Annotated in this window: 8 protein-coding genes and 4 pseudogenes; 4 read left to right on the forward strand and 8 right to left on the reverse strand. The window is 72.3% G+C overall.

Annotated features, from left to right (window positions below):
- Nucleotide 1: 1 nt before the first annotated feature.
- From AZE13_RS27250 to AZE13_RS34465, 5 genes and pseudogenes are all read right to left on the reverse strand, one after another.
- Complete coding sequence (locus AZE13_RS27250; protein WP_066937564.1) at nt 2-1,264, reverse strand: cytochrome P450; 1,263 nt, start codon at nt 1,262-1,264, stop codon at nt 2-4.
- 3 nt (nt 1,265-1,267) lie between these two features.
- Nucleotides 1,268-10,804, reverse strand: a pseudogene (locus AZE13_RS27255) (SDR family NAD(P)-dependent oxidoreductase); the annotation flags it as partial.
- Between the two features lie 384 nt (nt 10,805-11,188).
- Nucleotides 11,189-12,391, reverse strand: coding sequence for a cytochrome P450 (locus AZE13_RS27260; RefSeq protein WP_066937571.1), 1,203 nt, complete (start codon nt 12,389-12,391; stop codon nt 11,189-11,191).
- Between the two features lie 442 nt (nt 12,392-12,833).
- Nucleotides 12,834-13,382, reverse strand: coding sequence for a DinB family protein (locus tag AZE13_RS27265; RefSeq protein WP_066937573.1), 549 nt, complete (start codon nt 13,380-13,382; stop codon nt 12,834-12,836).
- A 117-nt stretch (nt 13,383-13,499) separates the two neighbouring features.
- Complete coding sequence (locus AZE13_RS34465) at nt 13,500-13,787, reverse strand: winged helix-turn-helix transcriptional regulator (RefSeq protein ID WP_079124414.1); 288 nt, start codon at nt 13,785-13,787, stop codon at nt 13,500-13,502.
- On the opposite strand from AZE13_RS34465, the pseudogene AZE13_RS27270 reads away from it, so the two are divergent.
- A pseudogene (locus AZE13_RS27270) lies at nt 13,786-14,474 on the forward strand (SDR family NAD(P)-dependent oxidoreductase). The gene AZE13_RS34465 and the pseudogene AZE13_RS27270 overlap by 2 nt on opposite strands.
- A 554-nt stretch (nt 14,475-15,028) precedes the next feature.
- Here AZE13_RS27270 and AZE13_RS27275 read toward each other — a convergent pair.
- From AZE13_RS27275 to AZE13_RS27280, 3 genes are all read right to left on the reverse strand, one after another.
- Nucleotides 15,029-16,237: an FAD-dependent oxidoreductase gene (locus AZE13_RS27275; protein WP_309302231.1), complete on the reverse strand. Its 1,209-nt coding sequence runs from the start codon at nt 16,235-16,237 to the stop codon at nt 15,029-15,031.
- A gap of 622 nt (nt 16,238-16,859) precedes the next feature.
- Nucleotides 16,860-17,195, reverse strand: a complete 336-nt coding sequence (locus AZE13_RS39325) for a transposase family protein (RefSeq protein ID WP_220127606.1) — start codon at nt 17,193-17,195, stop codon at nt 16,860-16,862.
- Between the two features lie 269 nt (nt 17,196-17,464).
- Nucleotides 17,465-18,418, reverse strand: a complete 954-nt coding sequence (locus AZE13_RS27280) for an Lrp/AsnC family transcriptional regulator (protein WP_066937576.1) — start codon at nt 18,416-18,418, stop codon at nt 17,465-17,467.
- 127 nt (nt 18,419-18,545) lie between these two features.
- Between AZE13_RS27280 and AZE13_RS27285 the strand changes: the two genes are divergently transcribed.
- From AZE13_RS27285 to AZE13_RS38425, 3 genes and pseudogenes are all read left to right on the forward strand, one after another.
- Entirely contained in the window at nt 18,546-20,075 is a 1,530-nt protein-coding gene (locus tag AZE13_RS27285) for an MFS transporter (protein WP_066937579.1), read from the forward strand.
- Nucleotides 20,076-20,240: 165 nt separating this feature from the next.
- Nucleotides 20,241-21,141 (forward strand): annotated as a pseudogene (locus AZE13_RS38420) (beta-ketoacyl synthase N-terminal-like domain-containing protein).
- Nucleotides 21,142-21,165: 24 nt separating this feature from the next.
- Nucleotides 21,166-25,050: pseudogene (locus AZE13_RS38425) on the forward strand (acyltransferase domain-containing protein); the annotation flags it as partial.
- Nucleotides 25,051-25,368 lie beyond the last annotated feature (318 nt).

The raw sequence follows: 25,368 nt of genomic DNA on the forward strand, positions 1-25,368 counted from the left end.
GTCAGAGTGGGAAGGTGATCCGTTCGGTGTCGAGGCCGCGGACGACCACGTGCCTGCGGTAGCTCAGTGAGTCCTCGTGCACGTGGAAGCCGCGCAGCCGGCGAGCCAGCTCACCGAACACGATCTCCGCCTCCAGCCGGGCCAGGCTGCTGCCGAGGCAGTAGTGCGCGCCGGCGCCGAAGGCGAGGTTCATCGCGGCCGGCTTCCGGTCCGCGATGAACTGACCCGCCCTCGGGTGCACCCGCTCGTCCCGGTTGCCGGACGCAAGGACGAGGGTGACCACCGAGCCCTCGGGGATGTCGAGGCCGTTGATCCGGTCGGACCGCAGCGCGACCCGGCCGGTCAGCATGATCGGGCAGTCGTAGCGCAGCGCCTCGCTGACCACGTCGCCGACGATCGCCGGGTTCTGCCGGAGCAGCTGGAACTGCTCCGGGTGGCGCGACAGCGCGAGCAGGCCGTTGGTGATCAGGTTCGTGGTGGACTCGTGGGCCGCGGTGAACACGGTCACCACGACGTTCGTCACCTCACGTCGGCTCAGCCCGCGCCCGTCCTCCTGCGTGGAGAGGAGGCTGGAGATGAGGTCCTCGCCGGGGTTGCGGCGGCGCTTGTGGATGAGGTTCGCGAAGTAGCCGTGCAGTTCGGTGGTGGTGCGGATGATGCGGACGAGTTCCTCGGGGTCGAACATCGCGGCGGAGCGGAAGCTGGCCACCAGCGTGGGCAGCTCCGTGGACAGCGCCATGTCGCTGGACCACTCCCGCAGCATCGGGATGTCCTCGCGAGGGATGCCCAGGAGAGTCGCGATGACCCGCAGCGAGAGCACCGCGGCCAGGTCCTGCACGCCGTCGAACTCGCCGTCGGCCAGGCAGTCGCGGAGCAGTTCGTCCACGATCTCGCGAATCCACGGCTCGAAGCGCGCGGTGATCCGCGGCGTGAACGCCTTGCTGACCAGGTTCCGCTGCCGCCCGTGTGCGGGATCGTCCATGAAGAAGATCGAGTTGAGCACCGGCTCGTCGCCGCGGTCGCCGAAGAGTTCCCGCATCCCCGGCGCGTTGAACGTGTCACTGCCCATGGTCGTGTGGCGCTTGAGCACCGCCATGCAGTCGTCGTGATCGCTCAGCAGCAGGGAACCGTCCGACGTCCACATCGGACCTTGCGCTCGCCACCGCTCGAACAACGGGTAGGGGTTCGCGAGCACCTCCCGGTCGAGCAGGGCGTGCAGCGGGTTGTCGAGCACGGTGGCCGGTGCGCGGCTCGGCACTGACATGGGCTAGCTCCTCTCCGTGGCACGGCCGGCAGTGCGACCGGTGTCCGATTGCGCGTCGTCGAGCACTCCGTCGATCAGCGTGAAGATCTCGTCGTCCGTGGCGCCGCTCAGGTCGGGCACCGCGGCCCGTTCATCGGCGGTGCCGTCTTCCTGGCTGCGCAGCAGTCGCCGCAGTGTCGTAGTGATCACCTCGGGGACGGGCACGGACGGACGCCACCGGAGCAGGGCTTCCTCCAGCTCCCTCAGGCGGTCCAGCACGACCCGCTCGGCCGGGTCGCCCTCGTCGACACCGAGCGCGTCGCCGAGGTACCGGGCCAGCGCGGCGGCGGTGGGATGGTCGTAGACCGCGGAGGCCGCCAGCGGGACTCCGGTGTCCGCGCCGAGCAGGTTGCGCAGCCGGACCCCGGCCAGCGAGTCCAGGCCCAGCTCCTGGAACGGCCGGTGCGCGTCCAGGTCTCCGGCCGGCCGGCCCGAGACGACGGCGACCCGGGCGGTGACCAGCTCCAGCAGTACCGATGACCGCTGCTGCGGCGCGGTGGCCGCCAGCCGTTCCCGCAGCGCGCTCGCGGGATCGGGCCCGGTGTCCGCGCCCACACCCGGCAGTCCGGAGCACAGGCGCCCCGGCCGTGCGGCGGCGAACCGCGGCCAGTCCACGGCACCGGCCACGTACTGCGCCGCACCGCCGGACAGTGCCCGCTCCAGCGCGTCCAGCGCCCGGTCGGCGGGCATCGGCGTGGCGCCGCTGTCCGACCGCGAGCCGGCGGGCCAGGACGTCGTCATCCCGGTGTCCAGCCAGGGGCCCCAGGCCAGGCTCGTCGCGGGCAGGCCGCCGGCCTGTCGATGGGCTGCCAGCGCTTCCACGACGGCGTTGGCCGCGGCGTAGTTGCCCTGCCCCGGCGAGCCCGCGGTGCCGGCCAGCGAGGAGCACAGCACGAAGAAGCGCAGCGGATGGCCGGCGGTCAGCTCGTGCAGGAACCGCGCGCCGTCCGCCTTCGCCGCGAACACCCGCGCCAGCCGGTCCTCGGACAGCGCCTCCAGCACCCCGTCGTCGAGCACCCCGGCGGCGTGCACCACACCGGTGAGCGACCGCCCGGCGAGCAGCCCGGCCAGCGCCTCGCGGTCCGCCACATCGCAGCCGGCGATGTCGACCTCGGTACCCAGCGCGGTGAGTTCGGCGCGCAGTTCCGTCGCGCCAGGGGTGTCCACGCCCCGGCGGCCCACGAGCAGCAGGCGGTCCGCGCCCCGGGCCGCCAGCCGGCGGGCGACGTGCGCGCCGATGCCGCCCAGCCCCCCGGTGATCAGCACGGTGCCGAGCGGCTCCGTCGTGGCGGGTTCGGTGCGGGGCACCGGGACCAGCCGCCTGGCGTACAGCAGCCCGTCCCGGATCGCGATCTCGTCTCCGGCGGCCAGCGCGGCGGGCAGCGCGGCCAGGTCCCCCACGGCCGGTCGCAGCGGCAGGTCCACCAGGCCGCCGTGCAGCCGGGGCGCTTCCATGCCCGCGACCCGGACCAGCCCGCACACGGCGGCCTGCTCCGGATGCGGCACGGTGTCCGCGGTGTCGGCCCGCACGGCGCCGCTGGTGATCGACCACAGGGGGGTATCCGCGCCTCGGGACAGCAGCGCCCGCAGCAGCGCCAGGGTGGCGGCCAGGCCGGTCGGCACCCGCGGCGTGTCCGGGCCCTCGGCCATCGCCAGGAGAGACACGATGCCGCCGCCCGGCAGGTCGGGCAGCAGCCGGTCCCAGTGCTCGCCGTCGACGGCGTCGCCGCGCACGGTGCGGGTCCCTTCGCCCAGCACGCCCGCCACGTCCTCGGTGAGCCGGTCCCAGTCCGCGCCCGGCGGGGCCACCACCAGCCACGGCCCCGGCGCGTCGGCGACCGGGCCGGGGACGGGCAGCGGCAGCCACTCGACGCCGTGCAGCAGAGGGTCGGCGGGGGCCCCGTCGTCGTCGGGCAGCCAGAACCGCTGCCGGGTGAACGCGTAGCCGGGCAGTGGCACCGCCCGCCCGCCCGCGCACCAGGCCGCCCAGTCCACGTCGGTCCCCCGGGTGTGCGCGGTCGCCAACGCCGTCAGCAGGCCGTGCACCTCGTCGGTGTCCTGCTGGAGCACCGGCAGGAAACCGTCCCCGCCCAGCGCCTCCTGGCCGAGCGCGCTGAGCGTCGCGCCCGGTCCCAGCTCCAGGTAGGTGCTGGTGCCCGCCGCGTCCAGAGCGCGCAGGCAGTCGTGGAAGCGCACCGGTTCCCGCGCATGCCGGACCCAGTACTCCGGGTCACACAGCTCTTCGGTGACCCGTGCGCCGGTCACCGAGGACACGACCGGAATCACCGGTGTCCGGAAGTCCAGTCCGGCCAGCACCTCCCGGAAGGGGTCCAGGACCGGGTCCATGTGGTGGGAGTGAAACGCGTGCCGCACCGCCAGGCGGTGCACGTGGGCCACCCGCTGCGAGATCTCCCGCACCGCGTCCGCGTCCCCGGCGAGCACCACCGAGGCGGGCCCGTTCACCGCGGCCAGGGCCACCCGGTCCTCACGGCCGCGGAGCAGTTCCGGCACGTCGGCTTCCGGTACCTGGACCGCCACCATCGCGCCCTCGCCACCGAGTTCGCGCATCAGCCGCCCGCGCGCGGCCACCAGTGCGCAGGCGTCGGCCAGCGAGAACACGCCCGCGGCGTGCGCTGCGGCGAGTTCGCCGACCGAGTGCCCGGCCACCGCGTCCGGCCGCACCCCCATCGTGGTGAGCAGCCGGAACACCGCCACCTGGACCGCGAACACCGCGGCCTGCGCATGGTCGGTGCGTTCACCGGGCCCGTCCCGGAGGATCTCGGCGAGCGGCCGGTCCAGCAGCGGGTCCAGCTCGGCGGCGATCTCCTGGAGGGCCGCCGCGAACACCGGTACCCGGTCCCGGAGCGACGTGGCCAGGCCCGCGTACTGCACGCCCTGGCCGGGGAACAGGAACGCGGTCGCGCCGTCGGCCACCACTCCGGTACTGCCGGTCCCGGCTCGCAGCGCGGCGGTCAGCTCGCCGGTGTTCGTGCCGAGCACGACGGTGCGGGCACGCAGCCGGGCCCGCGTGGTGGCCAGCGAGTACGCCACGTCCAGCGCGGACGGCGAGCCGTTCCGGTCCTCGTCGGCCAGTCGGCGGAGCAGGGCCTCGGCCTGCGCGGGCAGCGCCTCCGGGGTGGCCGCGGAGAGCACCCACGGGATCAGCGGCGGAGCCGCGGCGGTCGCCGGCTCCGGTTCGGGCACGGGTTCGGGTTCGGGTTCCTCCAGGATCACGTGCGCGTTGGTGCCGCTGAGGCTGAACGAGGACACCGCCGCCCGGCGCGGACGGTCCACGCGCGGCCAGTCCATCGGCTCGTCCAGCAACCGCACCGCGCCGTCGTCCCAGTTCACGTGCGGGCTCGGGACATTCAAGTGCAGGGTCGGGGGCAACTGGCCGTGCCGCATGGCCAGCACCATCTTGAGCACACCCGCCAGGCCCGCCGCGGCCTGGGTGTGCCCGAGGTTGGACTTCGCGGACCCGACCAGCACGGGCCGCGCCCGGTCCTGCCCGTAGGTCGCCAGCAGCGCGGTGGCCTCGATCGGGTCGCCGAGCGGGGTGCCGGTGCCGTGCGCCTCCACCGCGTCCACCTCGCCGGGCGCCAGGCCCGCGACGGACAACGCGTCCCGGATCACCCGCTGTTGGGCCGATCCGTTCGGCGCGGTCAGCCCGTTGGACGCGCCGTCGGAGTTGAGTGCCGAGCCGCGCAGCACGGCGAGCACCCGGTGGCCCCGTTCGCGCGCGGTGGAGAGCCGCTCCATCACCAGCAGGCCGGCGCCCTCGCTCCACGCGGTGCCCTCCGCGGCCGCGTCGAACGGTTTGCACCGGCCATCCGGGGCGAGCACCCCCACCTGGGAGAACTCCACGAACAACGTCGGCGTGGTGAGCACCGTGATGCCACCCGCCAGCGCGACCGTGCACTCACCGGCCCGCAGCGCCTGCGCTGCCTGATGCATCGCCACCAGCGCGGAGGAACACGCCGTGTCCACCGTGACCGCCGGGCCGTGGAAGCCGAACGTGTAGGCCAGCCGCCCCGACGCGACGCTGCCCGCGTTGCCGATCGACACGTCGCCGGTGAGGTCCTCGGGCGTCCGGTGCGCGCGGCGCGCATAGTCGTTGCCCATCAGCCCGAGGTAGACACCGGTGCGGGTGCCCCGCAACGCGGTCGGGTCGATCCCGGCGTCTTCCAGCGCGTGCCAGGCCAGTTCCAGCAGGATGCGCTGCTGCGGGTCCATCGAGACCGCCTCGGCCGGGGCGACGCCGAAGAAGCCGTTGTCGAACTCGGCGATCCCGTCCAGGAAGCCGCCGTGCCGCACGTAGCTGCGCCCGCCACGGCCCGGCTCCGGGTGGTAGACCTCGTCCAGGTTCCAGCCGCGGTCCGCCGGGAACTCGGTGATCGCGTCCCGCCCGTCGGCCAGCAGCTCCCACAGCTCGTCCATGGTGGACACCCCGCCGGGAAAGCGGCAGCTCGCACCGACCAGCACCACCGGGTCGTCCATGTCGTACGGGCCGGGCCCGGCGACCGGTGTCCGGCCGCCGGGTACCGCGCCGGGGAGCTGCCCGGACAGGTACCCGGCCAGGGCCGCGGGGGTGGGGTGGTCGAACACCGCGGTCGCCGGGAGCCGCACCCCGGTCGCGGCGCTGAGCCGGTTGCGCAGCTCCACCCCGGACAGCGAGTCGAAGCCGATGTCGCGGAACGCCCGCGCCGGGTCCACCCGGCGCTCCACGCCGAGCACGGAGCCCACCGTGGCCAGCACGAGATCGAGCACCGACCGCTCGCCACCGGAGACGAACACGGGCGCCGCGGCCACGGCGGCCGGCCGGGCCGCGCTCCGCCGGACGCCGAGCAGCCCGGCCCACACCGGAGCCCGCTCCGGGCCTGCCGCACGCACGTTGGCCAGGTCGAAACGGGCGGGCACGGTGCATGCCAGGTCGGTGCCCAGCGCCGCGTCGAACAGTGCGAGCCCGTGTTCGCGAGACATCGGCACGAGCCCGGTGCGCCGCAGCCGGGCCCGGTCGGTGTCGCCCAGCCGCCCGGTCATGCCGGTGTCCTGCGCCCAAAGTCCCCACGCCATCGACGAAGCGGGCAGTCCCCGCGAGCGGCGGTGCTGCGCCAGTCCGTCCAGCCACGCGTTGGCGGCCGCGTAGTTCGCCTGCCCCGGCGTGCCGAGGACACCTGCTACGGAGGAGAACAGCACGAACGCGGCCAGGTCGAGGTGTTCGGTCAGTTCGTGCAGGTTGCGCGCGCCCTCGACTTTCGGTCGCAGCACCGCGTCGAGCCGATCGGCGGTGAGGGAGCGCACTGTGCCGTCGTCCAGCACCCCGGCGGCGTGGATCACCGCGGTCAGCGGGGCGTGCGCGGGGATCGCCGCCAGCAGCTCGGCGAGGGCGGTCCGGTCGGCGACGTCGCATGCCACGACCGTGATCTCGGCAGTGCCGGTCAGGTCCTCGAGACCGGACTCGAGCGCCGCCTCGCCGCCCCGCCGCCCCGCCAACACCAGGTGCCGCACCCCGTGTTCGGTGACCAGGTGCCGGGCCAGCTCCCGGCCGAGTACGCCGGTCCCGCCGGTGATCAACACCGTGCCTCCGGCGAGGGCGGGCCGGTCCCCCGTCCGCGTCACCCGGGCCAGCCGCGGCGCGAATGCCTGCCCGCCCCGGACGGCGATCTCCGGCTCACCGGTGCCCCACGCCAACTCCAGGGCGGCGTCGGCGTCCTCGGGGTCGCCAGGGCGGTCCAGGTCGACCAGCACGAACCGGCCGGGATGTTCGGTGCGTGCCGTGCGGACCAGGCCCCAGACCGCCGCGGCGTCGGGGTCCTGGTCGTCCTCCGGGGCGATCGCGACCGCACCGCGGGTCCGCACGATCAGGGGCCCGTCCGTCGCCTTCTCGTCGTCCGCCTTCTTGTCGTCGGTGCCCAAGAACTCGCGGACCCGCGCCAGTGCTTCCTCGGGCCCGGCCACGTCCACGATCGGCGCGTCCACGATCGCCGGGGTGGGCTGCCGCGCGACCGGCACCCAGTCCAGCCGGTGCAGCGCCCGGTCCACGCCCGCCGTCCCCGGCCGCACCGGGCCCACGGGCCGGAGCGCGAGCGCGCCGATCGTGGCCACCGCTTCCCCCGCCGCGTCGGCGAGCGCCACCGCGAACGAGTCGTTGCCCTGCGGCGTCAGCCGCGCCCGCAATGCGGTGGCCCCGACCGCATGGAGTGCGACTCCGCTCCAGGAGAACGGCAACCTCACCGGCGCGTCCCCCGCATCCAGCAGCAGCGGGTGCAACGCGGCGTCGAGCAGGGCCGGGTGCAGGCCGAACCGCCCGGGATCGACCGGCAGCTCGACCTCGGCCCAGCGCTCCGCACCGCGCCGCCAGGCCCGCCGCAACCCCTGGAAGGCCGGCCCGTACTCGTAACCTCGCTCGTCGAGCTGTGCGTACGCGCCGTCGAGGTCGATCTCCTCGGCACCGGCCGGCGGCCACTCCGTCAGGGTCGCGCCGCCGCCGGACCCCGCGGCCCGGAGCGTCCCCGTCGCGTACCGGGTCCACGGCGCGTCCGGCGCGGACCGGGCGTACATCGCCAGCGTGCCCGGATCCGTCTCGCCGATCGCGATCTGCAACTCGGTCTCGCCCCGCTCGGGCAGCACCAGCGGGCTCTCCAGCACCAGCTCGTCCAGCAGCGGCAGCCCCGCCCGCTCACCCGCGTGCAGCGCCAGTTCGACGAACGCGGCCCCGGGCAGCAGCACGGTGCCGCGCACCTCGTGCTCGGCCAGCCAGGGGTGCCGGGTGAGGGAGAGCCGACAGGTGGCGACCAGGCCACCGCCGGCGAGCTGGACCACCGAGTCCAGCATCGGATGCCCGGCGGCGGGCCCGGAGGCGGCGCTGGGCAGCATCCAGTACCGCTGCCGGCGGAACGGGTAGGTCGGCAGCTCCACCCTCCGGGCGTCGTCGAACAGCCCGTTCCAGTGCACGTCCACACCGCGCACGGCCGCCTCGGCCACCGCCAGCAGGAAGCGGTCGGCACCACCGTCGTCCCGATTCAGGGTCTCCAGCACCACGCCGCCCCCGTCGTGGTCCTCCTGGTGGTCCCTCTGGTGGTCCCTGAGGATCTGCCGCACGCCGCCGGCGAGCACCGGATGCGGGCTCGCCTCCAGGAACGTGGTGTGCCCGGCGGCGACCAGCCCGCGCACCGTCGCCTCGAACTCGACCGTGGCGCGCAGATTGCGGTACCAGTAGTCCGCGTCCAGCCCGGTGGTATCCACCGGACCGCCGGTCACGGTCGAGTGGAAGGGAACCTCGGCCGCCATCGGAGTCACCGGCGCCAGCAGTTCGCGCAGCTCCGCACGGAGCAGTTCGACCTGCGCCGAATGCGAGGCGTAGTCCACCGGCAGCAGTCTCGCCCGTTGGTCCTCGGCGACCAGTGCGGCGGCGAACTCTTCGACCGCCCGGACGGCGCCCGAAACCACCGTCGCGCGCGGCCCGTTGACCGCGGCCACCGAGAGATCCTCGCCCCAGCGGGCCATCGACTCCTCGACCGCCGCTCTCGGCAGCCCCACCGACAGCATCCGGCCCGTACCGGAGAGCGCCCGCAATGCCCGGCTGCGCAGCGTGACGATCCGCGCCCCGTCGTCCAGGGACAGCGCGCCGGCCACGGTCGCGGCCGCGATCTCGCCCTGGGAGTGGCCCACCACCGCGGCCGGCCGCACCCCGTGTGCCCGCCAGAGTCCGGCCAGCGACACCATGACCGCCCACAGCGCGGGCTGCACCGCGTCCACCCGGAGCAGCGCGTCCGCGTCGGTGAGCACGTCGCCCAGGTTCCAGTCCACGTACGGCGCCATGGCGTCCTGACAGTCCGCCATGTGCCCGGCGAAGACCGGGCTGGACTCCAGCAGTTCCGTGGCCATCCCGGTCCACTGCGTGCCCTGGCCGGGGAACAACAGCACCGGGCTGGTGTCCCGGCAGGGTGACCCGACGACCGTGCCCGGTGCCGAACCGCCCTCGGCGAGCGCGTCCAGTCCGTGCACCAACGAGTCCCGGTCCCGGCCGAGGACGGCGGCCCGGTGCTCGAACCCGGCCCGGCCGGTCGCCAGCGTGAATCCGGCGTCCAGCAGGCCGACCCGGTCCGGGCGGAGCCGCTCGGCCAGCCGGCCGGCCTGCTCCCGCAGCGCCTCCGCCGACCGTGCGGACAGCAGCAGCGGCACTGCGGACGCCGGTCGCGGTGCCGTGGCGGGCGCGGGTTCCGGCGCCTGTTCCAGGATCACATGGGCATTGGTGCCGCTGATGCCGAACGAGGACACCCCGGCCCGGCGCGGGAGTCCGGTCTCCGGCCACGGCGTGTCCTCCGCGAGCGGGGTGACCCTGCCGGACTCCCAGTCCACGTGCGGGCTGGGCTCGGTCAGGTGCAGGATGCGCGGCAGCACGCCGTCGCGCATGGCGTGCACCATCTTCAGGATGCCCGCCACCCCGGCAGCGGCCTGCGTGTGCCCGATGTTCGACTTGACCGACCCCACCCGCAGCGAGCGCGCCCGCTGCGGGCCGTGCACCGCCAGCAGCGCCCGGGCCTCGATCGGGTCGCCGAGCGTGGTGCCCGTGCCGTGCGCCTCCACCGCGTCGACGTCCGCCTCGGACAGTCCGGCATCGGCCAACGCCGCCCGCAGCACCCGTTCCTGAGCCGGCCCGCTGGGTGCGGAGAGCCCGTTGGAGGCCCCGTCCGAGTTGACCGCGGTGCCGCGCACCAGCGCGTGCACGGTGTGCCCCCGGCGCAGGGCGTCGGAGAGCCGTTCCAGCACCAGCACTCCGACGCCCTCGGACCAGGCCGTACCGTCCGCCGTCACGGAGAACGGCTTGCACCGTCCGTCCGGGGCGAGGCCCCGCAGCCGCGAGAACTCCACGAACATCTCCGGGGTCGCCATCACCGTCACCCCGCCGGACAGGGCCAGGTCACACTCGCCGAGACGCAGCGACTGCACCGCGAGATGAGTGGTCACCAACGACGAGGAGCAGCCGGTGTCCACCGTGACCGCGGGGCCGGTGAGGCCGAGCACGTAGGCCACTCGGCCGGACACCACGCTGGAGGTGTTCCCGGTGATCAGGTACCCCTCCAGCCCGTCCGGGACGGTATGCACCCGGGGCGCGTAGTCGTGCATCATCGAACCGGCGAACACGGCCGTGCGGCTGCCCCGCAGCGAGGTGGGGTCGATGGCCGCGTGCTCCAGGGCCTCCCACGCCGTCGTGAGCAGGAGGCGCTGCTGCGGATCGGTGGTCAACGCCTCGCGGGCGGAGAGCCCGAAGAACTCGGCGTCGAAATCGCCGGCGTCGTAGAGGAAGCCGCCGTGCCGGACATAGGAGGTGCCGGCCCGGTCCGGGTCGGGATCGTAGAGGGCCTCCAGATCCCAGCCCCGGTCGTCCGGTAAGTCGCCGATCGCGTCGATCCCGCCCCTGGCCACCTGCCAGAGCCCTTCCGGGTCGGCTATTCCGCCCGGATAGCGGCACGCCATTCCCACAATCGCAATCGGTTCGCCCGGCATCCGGCGCCCTCCCAGAGCAGTTTGGACTATGTCGGCTACCACGGACGCAGAATCACTCACCGAATTCGCGACCAGCTAACCAAACGCCGATAAATCGAGGTGCATCACCATGGTTAGCGCCCAGACTCATTCCACACAACACCTTCCACCGGCCAATATCTGGGGCTTTCCCTAGAAACTTCGACCTGCTGTCAAGCATTTCTGCCGCGACCGTGACGCATATCCGCCACGACCGTGACGCGTAGCGGTGCGGTCCAAACCCCTGCCCAAATCCGACCGGCACGAAATGAACTGCCTCTCCCGCAACTCGGTAAACGCATGGCCGACGGCCGACGCTTTCCGCCGCCGTCCCCCTCTTCCGTCCTCAGTCCTCCGTCACCAAGTGACCGGGAGTGCCGATACCGAGAACGCGGAGCCGTTGACGTAGCGCAGTTCGTCGCGTGGCGTGGCGAGGCGGAGAGTGGGGATGCGCCGGAACAGAGTGTCGAGGACGATGCGCAGCTCCAGCCGCGCCAGATTCTTGCCGAGGCACTGGTGCGGTCCCCAGCCGAAGGCCAGGTGCCTGCGATTGTCCCTGGTGACATCGAACGTGTCCGGGTCGGCGAAGACCGCGGGGTCGCGGTTGGCGGCGGCAGCCAGGGCGGCGACGCCCTCACCCGCCCGTACCAGAGTGCCGCCGATCTCGACGTCCGCCGTGGCGCGGCGAATCAGGGACAGCTCGGCGACGGAGAAGAACCTCATCAGTTCCTCCACCGCCGCCGGGGTCAGGCCCGGGTCGGCGGTGAGGAGGGCGAGCTGGTCGGGGTGCTCGAGGAGAGCCAGGACCCCGAGTGCGGTCGTCGTGGCGGTGGTCTCCAGGCCCGCGACGACCAGGAGCATGCACAGTTCGACCATGGCCCAGCGGCCCTCGCCACCGCTGAACAGCTGGTGGCCCGCCAGCCCGCCCAGCAGGTCCTCGGGCCGCTCGGTCATCTTGGTGGCGCACAGCGCGTCGAAATACGCGATCAGAGAGCGGAAGGACTCGGCGCGATCCGCGTCAGCGGCGTCGTGGGCCGTCAGCACCGTGGTGTTGGCGGTGAACTCCTGCCGGTCACTGGCCGGGATGCCGAGCAGCTCACACAGCACCAGACCGGACATCGGCACGGCCAGCGCGGACACCAGGTCGGCGGGCACGGCGCCGGCCAGCACATCGTCGAGCAGACCGTCGACGATGTGCTGAACCTTGGGGCGCAGGTCTCGCACGCGGCGGGCGAGCTCGCCGGCGACCGCACGACGGGCGGGGCCGTGCTCGGGTGGGTCCATCTCGACCAGCGAGGGCCTGAAGCCGGGGAACACGGTCTCGCCGACGCGCATCCACGGGAAGTCCGGGTGCGAGCGGTCGGAGCTGAACCGGGCGTCGCCGAGCACCGCGCGGACGTCTTCATGGCGTGCGGCAACGAACACGGTGCGTCCGCTCGGGCCCGTCAGCCTGGGCAGGCCGGGGTGCTCGCGCAGGCCGACGTAGTCCGGCGGCGGGGAGAACGGGCAGGTCCGAGGCATTGGCCACGTCTCGGCTCGCAGCGGGCTCTGGTCGTGCATGGTCACCACCTCGACTCTTTCGGCAATCAAGGACGACTGTATGACCGGTGAATCCCGAATTTCCCTAGAGCCCCATTGAGTTCAGAACTCAGCCGGTCGTCCATCCGTATCACCCGGGGAAGCCGTGACTGTGCCGACGCTGATCCTTCGGGGGGGGGCGGCGGGAGGCATGTCGCGCGGGCACGACCCGAGGCCGGCGTGGACGAGCGGATGACTGAACCTGCCCAGCCTTCCCCTGTCGATCGACGTCTCTGGTCCTGTCGTGGCGACCTCCGCCCGTACGAGATCGCGTCCACCTGCCGGGTGCACTGGGTGCGGCACGCTGAGTGCGTGGGCGCACAGTCGTTACGTACGGCGCCGCGCCGATGCCGCACCGCGGTGTGGTGCCGGCAGGCCGGGGTGCTCGTCAAGTCCCACAGGTGGAGGGCTTGCCCTTGCCGGGTCACATCCCGGTGGAGCCGTCGATGCATTCACGCAGGAGATCGGCATGGCCGTTGTGCCGTGCGTACTCGGCGATCATGTCCACCATGATCCTTCGCAGTGAGATCGGCTCGCCGGTCCTCTTGCGGATCCCTGTTTCATCCAGCGATGCGGCAGCGGCCGTGATCTGCCTGGAGTGCTCGCACTCCGCCCGCCAGACGGCGAAGGCTTCGTCCACGTCACCGTCCAGGCCGTCGAAGTCCTGGTCGGGGTCATCGTCGGAGTAGTAGAGCATCGGAACGTTCTCGCCGGCGAACTGGATGCGGAACCACCAGCGTTCGACGCCGGCCAGATGCCGCACCATGCCGTGCAGGGACAGGCCGGACGGCGGCACCGCCCGTTCCGACAGCCGCTCCGGGGGCAGGCCGGCGCACTTGAGCTCGAAGGTTGCCCGGTGCCAGTCCAGGACGGTGCTCAGGGTCTCCCTTTCGCCACCGACGGCGGGCGGGGTCGGGCGGGTGTCGTTGTTCCACCGGGGTGCGTAGTTCTTGGGGGCGGCTGTGCCGGTCATCGTCTGCCTTCCTGGTCGAGGTCGGGCGGAGGTGCAGGTGCAGCAGCAGTGGCCGAAGTCGTCATACCTCTTCCTCAGGCCGTCCTCGTGTTGGCTCGATGACGGGTTCCCGTCGGGTCAGGGCCGCTTCTGTAACGGATGAGTATCGTCGTAGCGAAGCCGATTGTCTCCGACTTCCTTTCGGTGGGTGGCAGCCCAGTCGCCCAGGGCTGTGGCGGCGTCCAGCAGTGTCAAGCCGAGTTCGGTCAGGGTGTATTCCACACGGGGAGGAACACTGGCATAGACGGTGCGGGTCAGCAGACCGTCGCGTTCGAGCTGCCGCTCTTCGTCGGGTTCGCCAATCCGGGGAGGATTTTCGATGGCGAAGACACTGGTTGTTGTCGGTGCGGGTCCAGGACTGGGGATGGGGGTGGCCCGTGCGTTCGGCCGTCACGGCTTCCGGGTCGGGCTGATCTCGCGCGCCAAAGCGAAGCTGGATGTCCTGGTTGACGAGTTGGCCGGGGAGGGCATCACTGCCTCTGCCTTCCCCGCCGATATCCGAGACCACGGGGCCTCGCCGCGGCTCTCACTGCGGCTGAGAACGCGCTTGGGCCGATCGACGTCCTGGAGTTCAGCCCCAGCCCGACCGGGCCGATCACACAGGCCGCCCAGACCTCGGTCGCCTCGGCCACTGCACAGTTTGAGCTGCATGCACTGGGGGCCGTGGCCGCCGTGCAGCATGTGCTGCCGGAGATGCGTGCCCGACACGATGGCACCCTGCTCCTGGCCACCGGCGTCTCCTCGACCATCCCGGCTCCCTTCCTGGCCAACGTCGGCATGGCCATGGCCGGCCTGCGGAACTGGGCGCATGCTCTGCACACCGAGCTCGGGCCAGAAGGGATCTATGTCGGCACGGTCACCATCGCCGCCAGCATCGTCGCTGGTGGTGGCGAGGCCGACCCCGACGCTATCGGAGCCCGGTACTACACCATGTACCAGCAGCGGGACCGTGCCGAGGAAATCATCGGCGACCCGAGCGCCTTTCAAGCCCTCGTCGACCAGCGAGTGGGAGTGGCGCTGGACACCGCGGGCGCTGCCGACGCAACCCAGTAGTGGCAAGCGCGCCTCCGGGAAGCGATATCCATGCCTCTCCGACAAGCCGGGCCGAACCATCCGTGAACGCCCGCTCCTTCGCGAGCTGTTCCGCCGGCTGACCTCACGCCCGCCCGTTCGGTGAGATTCCGCTGGCCTCGCGGCGCGGCTGGCCGGCGACCGGGCCGGCTGGGGCGACCTTCCCCGTGGTGCGGCACCGCGGCGATGACGGCGGCCGGCTCATCCAACCGGCCACCACCGCCCGCCACGACAGCTGACCTACACGCAGTTCCTGCTGGACCTGCTCCAGATGCAGCGCCCCGACCGGAGCTGCGCCGCCAGCAGCGGTTGATCCGGGCCGTCCGCTTCCCGCGGCGGACCCATCTTCATGCCGGTGGTGAGGACGAGGCGGGCGGCGATGTCACGCAAGGATCACCAGGCCGGTGCGTCCCGCCGCGAAGGCTTGTCCACCTCCATGTACCGCCTCACCACACCCCCGGCCGCTCCCGGCGCCTGCGTGGCCCAACGCGGCAGCGGCCTGATCAGCGATGCCACCGCGAAGGGCCACGGTGTGCTCATGCCGCGTCGGTGGGCAGAGGATCCTGGCCGAAGTACTGGTGGCCCATCTGCGCCGACGTTCGCACCGCGGCGAACCCGTAGTCCCGCATCTCGTGCTCGTACGCGCCAATCGCGTCCGCCTCCCCGCTGCCCAGTGCCGCGGCGAGCTCGGCGCCGTCCTTCATGGCGGTGTTCGCCCCCGCCGCGGCGGCCGGGCTCATCGCGTGGATCGCGTCCCCGAGCAGCGTGACGTTCGTTGCCTCCCACGGGCCGATCGGCACGCTGGTGCGGATCACCACGGGGAAGGTCGCTTCGGGGACCCAGCTGTGAACCATCGCCCGGATGCGCGGGTGCCAGCCCTTGATCCGGTCCAGGACCAGCTCCCCGAGCGCCGGCCCGGACAGCCCCCGCAGCTCCGCGTCGGAGTGCGGCAGGAACTCCTTACGCGTGAACAGGGCGTTGGTCATGTAGGGCTCGCGGTCACGCAGCCGCAGCGTGGGCGCCAGTCGCGCGCACGCCTCGGCCACCGGCTCGGGGTAGTCGACCGGCGCGATCCCCAGCACCGTCTTGTCGGGTGCGCCGAACATGCAGAACACCGCGTGCATCTCGGGGTCGAACAGCTCCCTGGTCTGCGGTGTGAGCGGGATCTTGCCGTAGAGCTGGCGCAGACCGGTGTCGATGATCCGCGCGTGCGGCAAGTACTGGCGGCGCACCGCCGAGTTGACGCCGTCGGCACCCACGAGGATCCGGCCACGGGCTGTCGAGCCGTCCGCGAAGTGCGCGAGCACCGAGCCGTGTTGCTGCTCGTAGCCGACGAACTCCTTGCCGAAGTGAACGTTGTCGAACCCTTCCAGCAGGATCTGCCGCAGCGTGAACCGGTTGATGTTGAGGTTCACCGGGTCGGGTTCGGCGACGTCCATCTGGGAGGTGAGCTGGTCGTCGTAGATCGCCGCCGCGGGCCGCGGACGGCCCGACGTGGCGCGGAACAGCTCGTGCAGATGCGGTGGGAGCACGGCGCGCAGAGCTCCGTCACCACGGGAGTCGATGTGCAGCCGGTAGCCCTGGCGGCGGAACTCCGGCGAGGAGTCCCGCTCGAAGACGGCGCACGGAATGCCGGCCTTGCGCAGCCCTTGGGCCAGGCACAGCCCGCCAAGGCCGGCGCCGATCACGAGCACGGCTTCGTCGGACAGTGACAGCTCGCTGCCGGAAAATGCGATTCCAGACACAATAAAGTCCCTTCCGGACCAACAATGGTTCGAGAGGGACGCACCAGGCGGGCCCGCGGTGACGCGGGCACGGGGAGAACGCGATCACGTCGTCCGGCCTAACCCATACCGGACCAAGGTCTTTCGCGCGTCCTTATTCACCCCCACTGTACCGCTCGCCCGTCGGCAGGCAACTCGAACGCCTGGTGCCGGCGGGGGGCTCTGCCTTCCATGGCACAGCAGTACGGCCTCCGTTCCCCATTGCCCGAGTGACCCCCTTCCGGCCTGTCGAATACAGGGAGGCGTGAGGACTGCGCCCGCGGCCGGACCTCCTTCTTTCGGCCCTTGTCCGTGGGCTGGCTGCTTGGGGTGCTTGGGACTGTGGCATGGGTGTCGCGTTGCCTCCCCTCCGCACCCATCCGCCCTATCCCAGGAAACTTGCGTTGGTGACGTTCTTGTGCACCGTGGGGTCAACGCAAGAAACCTGCGTTTAGCAGAGGTGTGCGCTACGAGCAGATGATCAGCCTGGGGATCCCGAAGGAGGATGCCCAGGAGCTGCGTGAGCGGTCCCGTCGACGGCATCAGGGTCGGCTCCCGCCGCCAGCAGCCCCCGCACCGCCTCGGCGTGGGCACTGGCCCGGTCTCAGCAGACGACCTCGGCCCTGGTGCTGTTGGAGCCAGGCGGTGAAGGTCTTGGCGGTCCGGTCGGAGAGTACGTCGACGGTCGGCCGGTTTCGATGTCAGTCAACACGGTGCCGTAGACGTGACCGCACGTGAGGGCGAAGTCGTCCACCCCCAACACCCGCGGGCTCTGGTCCGGTGGGTCGGCGGGCAGGGCCCGCACGCAGCGGCACCGGCGCACGGTCAGGGCCATCGTCACTGGTCGACCGCCCACGGCGAGATCGGCAATCCGCCACCCGTAGCGGTCGTGGACTCGACGCATTCTGCTTCCGCAGTCCGGGCAGTGCGCCTCCTCCACAGCGTTACAGGCTGTGGTGCACAGCTTCGCTCCTGCCTGCGGTAGTCCAGGACGAGTACACCCGTCAGATGTGGAAGGAGCAGGTCAAGTATCTGATCACGCAACACATCTGTTCAGCTATCAACTTGACGCCGGCTTCCTTCGCGGTGCCGTACCCGGATGAGAGCGAGTTCGGGAAGTACCTGAACGTCTGTGCCGGCGGTCCGGACTATCAGGTGCCCGCATCCGTGGGGTCACGTGGTCCCGTGGTCCCGTACTGGTGGCCGTGGTCAAGTGGCGGTGAGGCGTTTGACGTCGCGCAGGACGGGTGCGGTTTCGATGGCGTCGATGGGCAGGGGGCCGAGCTTTTCGTCCAGGTACCGGTACAGGTCGTGCGGGGAGCGGAAGAGGCAGCTGGCCATGAGGTTGGAGGGGCCGGTGGTGGCGGCGGCGAAGCCGGCCTCGGGGTGAGTGGCCAAGGCCTTGCCGACAACGCGTAGATGGGCGGGGGCTACGCGTAGCCACAGGTGGACGTTCAGGTCGTAGCCGAGGAGTGCGTGGTCGAAGTCGACGGCGAAGCCGATCGCGCCCTCGCGACACAGGCGGTCGAGGCGGCGCTGGACGGTGGAGGTCGACCGTCCGGTGGCGGCGGCGAGGCCGGTCACCGACATCCGTCCGTCGGCGGCGAGCTCGGACAACAGCGCCTGGTCGGTGGCGTCCAGGGACAGTGGTTCGGTGACGACGTCGGGGTCCGCGACGATCCGGTCGGGCGTGACGGAGTCGTCGCAGCGAGTGGCGTACCAGGTGCTGGCGGCGCCGGTGAAGATGTGCAGGAGGCAGTGGGCGCTCACCGCGGTCACCTGTGTGGTGCGGGGCAGCTTCTCCAGCAGCAGGATGTCCCGCTCATGGCGGGTGCGGGTGTTGAGGGCGCAGTAGATCTCGGTGCCGCCCGAGGCGATGCACACCCAGGTCGCGTCCGGTTTGCGCGCCAGGGCCTGCGCGATGGTGGCGGCGGCGTGCGGCTGGGTGTGCAGGCGCAGCAGCCAGCGGGTCAGGCCGATGCGGGAGGGGACGGGCTGCCCGCTGATGCGCAGGCCGAGGGTGCGCAGGCGCTGGTAGCGGCGGGTGGCGGTGGTCTCCGACACCCCGAGCTGCTCGCCGATGCGGGCGAACGGGGCCCTGGGGTCCCGCTGGAGGATCCGCAGAAATTGCTCATCGATGCGGTCGAGAGTGTGGGATTCCACTCGTGCTCCCTGGCTTGGTGCGGGTTCTTCCCGCTTTCCAGGGTATGGCTTGGGGTCGTGGGCTGGGGGCGCTGAAGGTGGTCGGGTCCTTCTTCCTGATGGCCCTCTTACGAAAGCTGTTCTCGTCATGCGTATCTGGGGACCCTTGGTCGCCATCTGTCTGGGCACGTTCATGCTGCTGATCGACGTGACCATCGTGCTGGTCGCGCTGCCGTCGATGTCTCGGTCGCTGGGGGCGTCGCTGTCGCAGCTGCAATGGGCGGCCGACGGCTACGCGCTCGCGGTGGCCGCGGCGCTGCTGGGCGCCGGAATGCTCGCCGACCTGCACGGCCGGCGGCGGATGTACGCGGGTGGGCTGGTCGTCTTCGCCCTGGCCTCGGTTGCCTGCGCGCTCTCGCCCGGCATGGGCTGGCTGATCGTCGCCCGCATCGTGCAGGGACTGGGCGCGGCGGCGATGTTCACCACCACCCTGTCGCTGATCGGCACCCTGTACTCGGGGCGCCGCCTGGCGCCGGCCTTCGGGGCCTGGGCGGCGGTCGCCGCCAGCGCCTCCGCGCTCGCTCCGGTCCTGGGCGGCCTGCTCATCCAGGCCCTCGACTGGCGGTGGATCTTCTACGTCAACGTGCCTCTCACCGTCCTCGCACTGGCCCTGACCTTCCGTCATATCCCCCGCTCCACGCCGAGGCGGGATGCCTCGCGGCGGCTGGACGTGCCGGGCCTGGTGCTGTTCGCCCTCGGTGCGGGCGGTTTCGTCTACGCCGTGACCGAGGCACACGCCCAGGGCTGGACGTCCCCCCATACGCTGGTGCCGCTGGGCGTCGCGGTGCTCGCGCTCGCGGTGTTCGTGCCGGTGCAGCGGCGCGGTAGGCATCCGCTGTTGGACCTGACGCTGTTCCGCCGCCCGGCGTTCACCGCGGCCATGCTCACCATCGCCATCGGCGAGGGCGCGGTGTACGGGATCCTGCCCTACACCTCTCTATGGCTGCAGTCCGTCCAGCATCTGAGCCCGATCGGCTCCGGCCTGGTCCTCATCCCCCACGCCGTGGCCGCGGGCCTGGTGGCGGTGGCCAGCGGCAGACTGATGCCCAAGCCCTCCCCGCGCCTGGGTGCCACACTCGGCCTCGTCCTGTCCGGGCTGGGCGTCGGTGCCGAAGGGTTCCTCACCCCCGCCTCCGGCTGGCCGGCCCTGATTGGCGGCCTGATCCTAAGCGGGATCGGCATGGGCCTGGTCTTCCAGGTCGCGGCCTCGCTCGCCCTCGGCTCGGTCCCCGCCGAGCGCGCGGGCATGGCCAGCGGCACGTACAGCACCTGCGAACAGCTCGGCTACGCCCTCGGCGTCGCCGTGTTCGGCACCCTGGCCGTCTCCGCCACGACCGGCTCCCTGCACGGCAAGGTGGCCGACGCGAGCGGGACGGCCCAGACCCTGACCGGCGGCGGCGCCGACACGCTCGTGACACACGCACCGGCCGGCCAACGCCCCGGCCTGGAACACACCCTGCACGCGGCCTTCGCCGCCGGCCACAACACCCTCGCCCTCACCGCAGGCGCCCTCGCCCTGCTCGGCGCGGCCCTCGTCCGGTACCTGACCCGCACCCGGCGCACCGCGCCCGGCCCGGACACGGCATCCGCTCCCCCCGAGGAAGCCCTCGCCGGATAAGCCGGCCAGGGGGTGACGCACGCCCATCTCTTGCGCAATGCGCCCTCGGGCAGTCGGCAACATGGCTTGGGGATCTGGAAAGTCTGGAGAGTACCGACGGCCTCTCGGCGCTGGGGGCTGGGGGCGGAACCCGTTCGGTGGCGAGGTGCGGCGAGGTGTGACGGTATGCGGCGATGGGGCGGCGGACCGGGTCCCGGAGTTCTCGGCAGGTGGTACAGCGCATGGATTCAGCGTCATCGTCGCGCGGTGATCGCGGCGAGGGCCGTTCTTCTTGTGTGCTGTGGTGTCCTCGGTTGGGGTGTGGTCGACCGCCTGTCCATCGGGGGCTACGGCAGTCCGGCTGCGGAGTCCGCGCGTGCTGAGCGCGTGCTCTCCGGACGGTTCGGGGCCGGGAGCCCCTGTCGGCTACCGGGCGGGATCACCACGCTGGACGGGCTGTGGTCCGCGCTCGTCGAGGGGCGGGATCTGGTGGGCGAGGTGCCGGCGGAGCGGTTCGACCCGGCCCGCTGGCTCGACGCCGAAGCCCCCTGGCGCTCGGGGAAGACCTATACCGTCAAGGGAGGCTTCCTCGACGACGTCCACGGCTTCGACGCCGGGTACTTCGGTATCTCCGCGCGAGGCCGGGGGCATGGACCCGCAGCAGCGGCTCTTCCTGGAGATGGCGGTCGAAGCCCTGGACGACGCGGGCATCGCGGCGGCATCCCTCGCCGGCTCCGACACGGCGGTGTACGCGGGCGTCTCCAGCCCGTCCTACGGAGTGATGCAGGGACTGGAGGAGCGGACGACCGACGCCTACACGATGACGGGCGGCGCCACGTCGAACGTCGCCAACCGGGTCTCGTACTTCCTGGACCTCCACGGACCGAGCCTCGCGGTCGACACCGCCTGCTCCTCCGCCCTGGTGCACCACGCCTGCGAGGCGGTGCGCACGGGGCGCTGCGCGGTGGCGCTGGCAGGCGGTGTGCATCTGCTGCTGAGCCCCTTCGAGTTCCTCGGGTTCGCCAAGGCGTCCATGCCGTCCCCCACCGGGTATTGCCATACGTTCTCCGCGGCGGCCGACGGCTAGTACGGGCCGAGGGCGGGGGGGCTGGTGATCCTCAAGCCGCTGTCCCGTGCACTGACCGACGGCGACCGCGTCCACGCGGTCATCCTCGGCAGCGCCGTCAACACCGACGGGCGCACGCCGGGACTGGCTCAGCCCAGTCCGCAGGCCCAGGAGGCGCTCCTGCGCACGGTGTACGAAGAGGCGGGCGTCGAGGCCGACGAAGTGGCCTACCTGGAGATGCACGGAACAGGGACGCCGACCGGGGATCCCACCGAGTGCCGCGCGGTCGGGCAGGCCCTCGGCACCCGGCGGGCATCCGGCCGGTTGCTCCCCGTGGGCTCGGTCAAGAGCCAACTGGGCCACCTGGAACCGGCCTCCGGCATGGCGGGGATGTTCAAGGCGATGCTGGTACTCCGGCACGGGCAGGTGCCCGCGAACCTCCACGCGCTGCCGCTCAACCCACAGATCGACTTCGATGAGCTGGGACTCATGCCGGTTACCGAGGCCCGTCCGCTGGAAGTGCCACCCGCCGGACGCTCGGTGGCCGGTGTGAACTCCTTCGGCTTCGGCGGTGCGAACGCCCACGTCGTCCTGGCCCCGGGCCCCGAACAGGCCCGGCCCACCGCTTCTCCTAGCGTTGCGGGACCGCTGCCCGTCGTCGTCTCGGCCCGTACCCCCGGGGCGGTGGCCACCGCGGCCCGCCGGATGGCCGAGCGGCTGGCCGGCTGCGGGGCACGGGACTACTACGACGTGGCGTACACCGCCTGCCGCCGACGCGGCCACCACGAGCACCGGGCGGCCGTGCTGGCCGACAGTCCGGCCGAGGCGTCACCCCTCCTGCACCGGCTGGCCGATGGAGAGCAGCAGGCAGCGGGTGGGCCGGTAGTCGCCGCCGAGCGGGGGAGGGTCGCGCTGGTCTTCTCCGGCAATGGGTCGCAGTGGCCCGGGATGGGGGCGGACCTGCTGGCGGCGGATCCCGTCTTCCGGGCGGCGGTGGCCGACGCGGACGACGCGCTGCGCCCGCTGCTGGGCTGGTCGGTACGGGACGAACTGGCTGCTGACGCCGGATCTCGGCGGCCGCAGACCACCGATGTCGCCCAGCCGCTGCTGTTCGCCGTACAGGTGGGCGTGGCCGCGACGCTGGGGGCGCACGGCGTGCGGCCGGCCGCGGTGGCCGGGCACAGCTGCGGCGAGATGGCGGCCGCCTGGGCCGCCGGCGTACTCGAACTGGACGCGGCGGCCCGGGTGGTGGTGGCACGCTCCCGGTCACAGGCGACCACGGCAGGTGACTGGGGTATGGCGGCGGTCGGCGTGGCCGAGGAAAGGGCCCGGTCGCTGCTGGAGCCGTATGCGGGGCGGCTGGAGATCGCCGGGGTGAACACCGCCCGGGATGTGACCGTCAGCGGAGACCGGGCCGCCCTTGCCACGCTGGGCCGAAGCCTGCGGCAGCACGGCGTCCACTTCCAGGACCTGGGCCTGGAGTACGCCTTCCACAGCCACGCCATGGACGGTCTGAAGGAGGACCTGCTGGAGGAGCTGGCCGGGCTGAAGCCGCAGCGGGCCCATACGCCGTACGCGTCGGCCACCACCGGGACGGTGCTGACCGGGCGGGAAATGGACGCCGTGTACTGGTGGCGCAACCTGCGTCACCCCGTTCTGTTCGCCGGCGCCGTCGGCCGGCGCCGCGAACGGGACTGCGACATCTTCGTCGAGGTCGGACCGCATCCGGTACTCAGCGGCTATCTGCGGCGGCTGGCATCCGGTGAGCGGCGCTCCGCTCCGGTCACCGTCGTGCCCACCCTGAACCGGGACGTTCCCGGGCCGACCGCGATCCGTGCCGCGATGGGCCATCTGCTGGCTGCGAACGCCCAGGCAGACATGGACGTCTTCTTCCCCCGGCCCGGCCGCGTGATGGGGCTGCCCGCGTATCCCTGGGAGCGCGAGCGCCACTGGAACGGTGGCCCCGGGTCCTGGGTGCGCCGCTGCGGCGACGGCACCGTCGACCACCCTCTGCTCGGCGAACGCGCGGCGGTGGCCGAACCCACCTGGCATGGCGTGTTCGACCCGGTCCGCGTGCCCTGGCTGGCAGGCCACCGGATTGCTGATGCCGTGCTCATGCCCGCCACGGGGTTCGTGGAGATGGCGCTGGCCGCCGGTCGCAGGGTGGGAAACAGCACGGTGGAGATCACTGACCTGACGATCCCGCACGCACTGGTGCTGCCCTTCGACGACGACCGGGAGGTCCACCTCCAGACCACGCTGTCGGCGGAGGACGGCCTGGTCCGGATCGCCAGCCGCGGCGAGGGCACCGAGGCATGGCAGGAGCACGCCCGAGGGCGGGTCAGGAGGCTGCTCGGGCCCCGGCCCGAGCACCTCGACGTCGACCGGGCAGCGGCCGGGCTGAATGGGCGGGTGGCCGCGCAGGACTTCCACCGCGGTATCGAGCGCGTGGGTGTCCGCTACGGGCCGGACTTCCTGGTGCTGAGCGAAGATCTTCTGGTCGGCCGCGCTCAGTGCCTGGCGCACTACACCACCAGGACCGGGCTCGCCGACTACGAGGCTCACCCGGCCCTGCTGGACGGGGCCGTCCAGACGGGTCTCGTCCTGCTGGAGGACCTGACCGCTCAGGGCGTGCCGCACCTCCCCGCGTCCATCGACCGGGTGCGCGCCTGGCAGTCACTGCCCGGCACCGGACACTTCCACGCGCGTCTGCGGGCCCGCTCCGGACGGGAGTCGCTGCTGGACCTGGCCGTCCTGGACCCCGACGGCCGGGTATGCCTCCTGCTCGAAGGGGTGCGGCTGCGGCGGGTCGGCAGGCCCCGGACGACGGGTGCGCTCCACCACCTCACCGTCCTGCGCGCCGCTCCCCGCCCCGGCCAGGACCTCGGCCCCAGCCCCCTGCCCCATCCCACCGCTGTCGCCCGCGAGTGCGAACCGGCCCTGCACAAGCTGCGTTCGGCCGCGCACCTGGCAGACCGCGGCCAGGTCATGGGTGCGGCACGGGAACTGACAGCCCACTTCGGCGCGGCCGCCCTGGCCGGCATGGCGCCCGCTGCCTCGGCGGCACCCTTCACCGTGGCGGACCTGATCGGCGCGGGTGTGCTGCCCTCGTACACGAAACTGCTCGGGGTGCTGCTGGAGGCGGCGCGAGGCCACGGGCTCGCCACGGTGGAGGGGTGCGGGGACGCTCGCCGATGGCGGCTGCTACGGGCCCCGGCACCACAGGCAAGATTTCAGGAACTCACCCGACGCCATCCGGGTCTCGCCGTGGAACTCACCCTCCTCGGCACCTGCGGCAGGCAGCTGCCCGAAGTGCTGCGCGGCACCCGCGATCCGGCTGATGTGCTGCTCGCCGAGACCAACCGGTCCCTGCTGGAGGAGCTCTACGCGGAAGGCGGCATGTTCTGGTTCGGCGCCCGAGCGGCCCGTACCGCCCTGGCGGCCCTCGTCCGTGCCTGGCCCGCCGACCGGCCCTTGCGGGTCCTGGAGGTCGGTGCAGGAAGCGGCGGGACCACCGCACTCCTCCTGCCCGTCCTGCCACCCGAGCGCACGCACTACCTGTACACCGGCCTCTCCGACGCCTGCCTCCCGCGAGCCCGACGGCGCTTTGGTACCTATGACTTCGTCGACTACCGCACCCTGGACCTCGACCAGGACCCCGTGGCGCAGGGGCTGCCCGAGGCGGGGTTCGACATCGTGGTCGCCGACCACGCGCTGCACACCGCCGATGACCTCGACCACACCCTCGGCCACCTCGCCCGGCTCCTCGCGGACAGCGGGCACCTCCTTGCCACCGAGACCCACGACCCCTCCACGACAGCCCTGCTCTCCGGACTCCTGCCTGATTTCTGGCGGCAGCACGACACCGGCCTGCGACCCGACGGACCGCTGCTGTCCGCCGACGCGTGGACACGCGCCCTGACACAGGCCGGCTACGACGACATCGTCGCCCTGGAGCAGGCCGGATCCGGCGCCGACGGTTCCCCCTCCCAGGAGTCCGAAGGAGCAGCCTCCGTGCTCCTGGCGCGGCGGCCGCACCGCAGGCGATCGCCCACGCACCGGGTCGGGGCGGCAGCATCCCCGTCCGACGAGGAGAACGAGGCGGCGGGTGCCTGGATCATCGCCGCGGAGCCCGCACACGCTCCGCTCGCGGACGTGCTCGCCCGGCAGCTGGGCGACGCTGAGGACGCCGCGCGGGTGTGCCGTACCGCGCTCGGCACCGACCCCATCGAGTGGCCGGCCCTGCTC

Origin of the sequence: Streptomyces sp. NBRC 110611, assembly GCF_001590865.1 — a bacterium.
Lineage (GTDB): Bacteria > Actinomycetota > Actinomycetes > Streptomycetales > Streptomycetaceae > Streptomyces.

Bases quoted from the DNA above. Each gene is read 5' to 3' on its own strand.
- AZE13_RS27285 (WP_066937579.1), top strand. From the start codon at position 18,546: ATGCGTATCTGGGGACCCTTGGTCGCCATCTGTCTGGGCACGTTCATG.
- AZE13_RS27260 (WP_066937571.1), bottom strand. From the start codon at position 12,391: ATGCACGACCAGAGCCCGCTGCGAGCCGAGACGTGGCCAATGCCTCGG.
- AZE13_RS27250 (WP_066937564.1), bottom strand. From the start codon at position 1,264: ATGTCAGTGCCGAGCCGCGCACCGGCCACCGTGCTCGACAACCCGCTG.
- AZE13_RS27265 (WP_066937573.1), bottom strand. From the start codon at position 13,382: ATGACCGGCACAGCCGCCCCCAAGAACTACGCACCCCGGTGGAACAAC.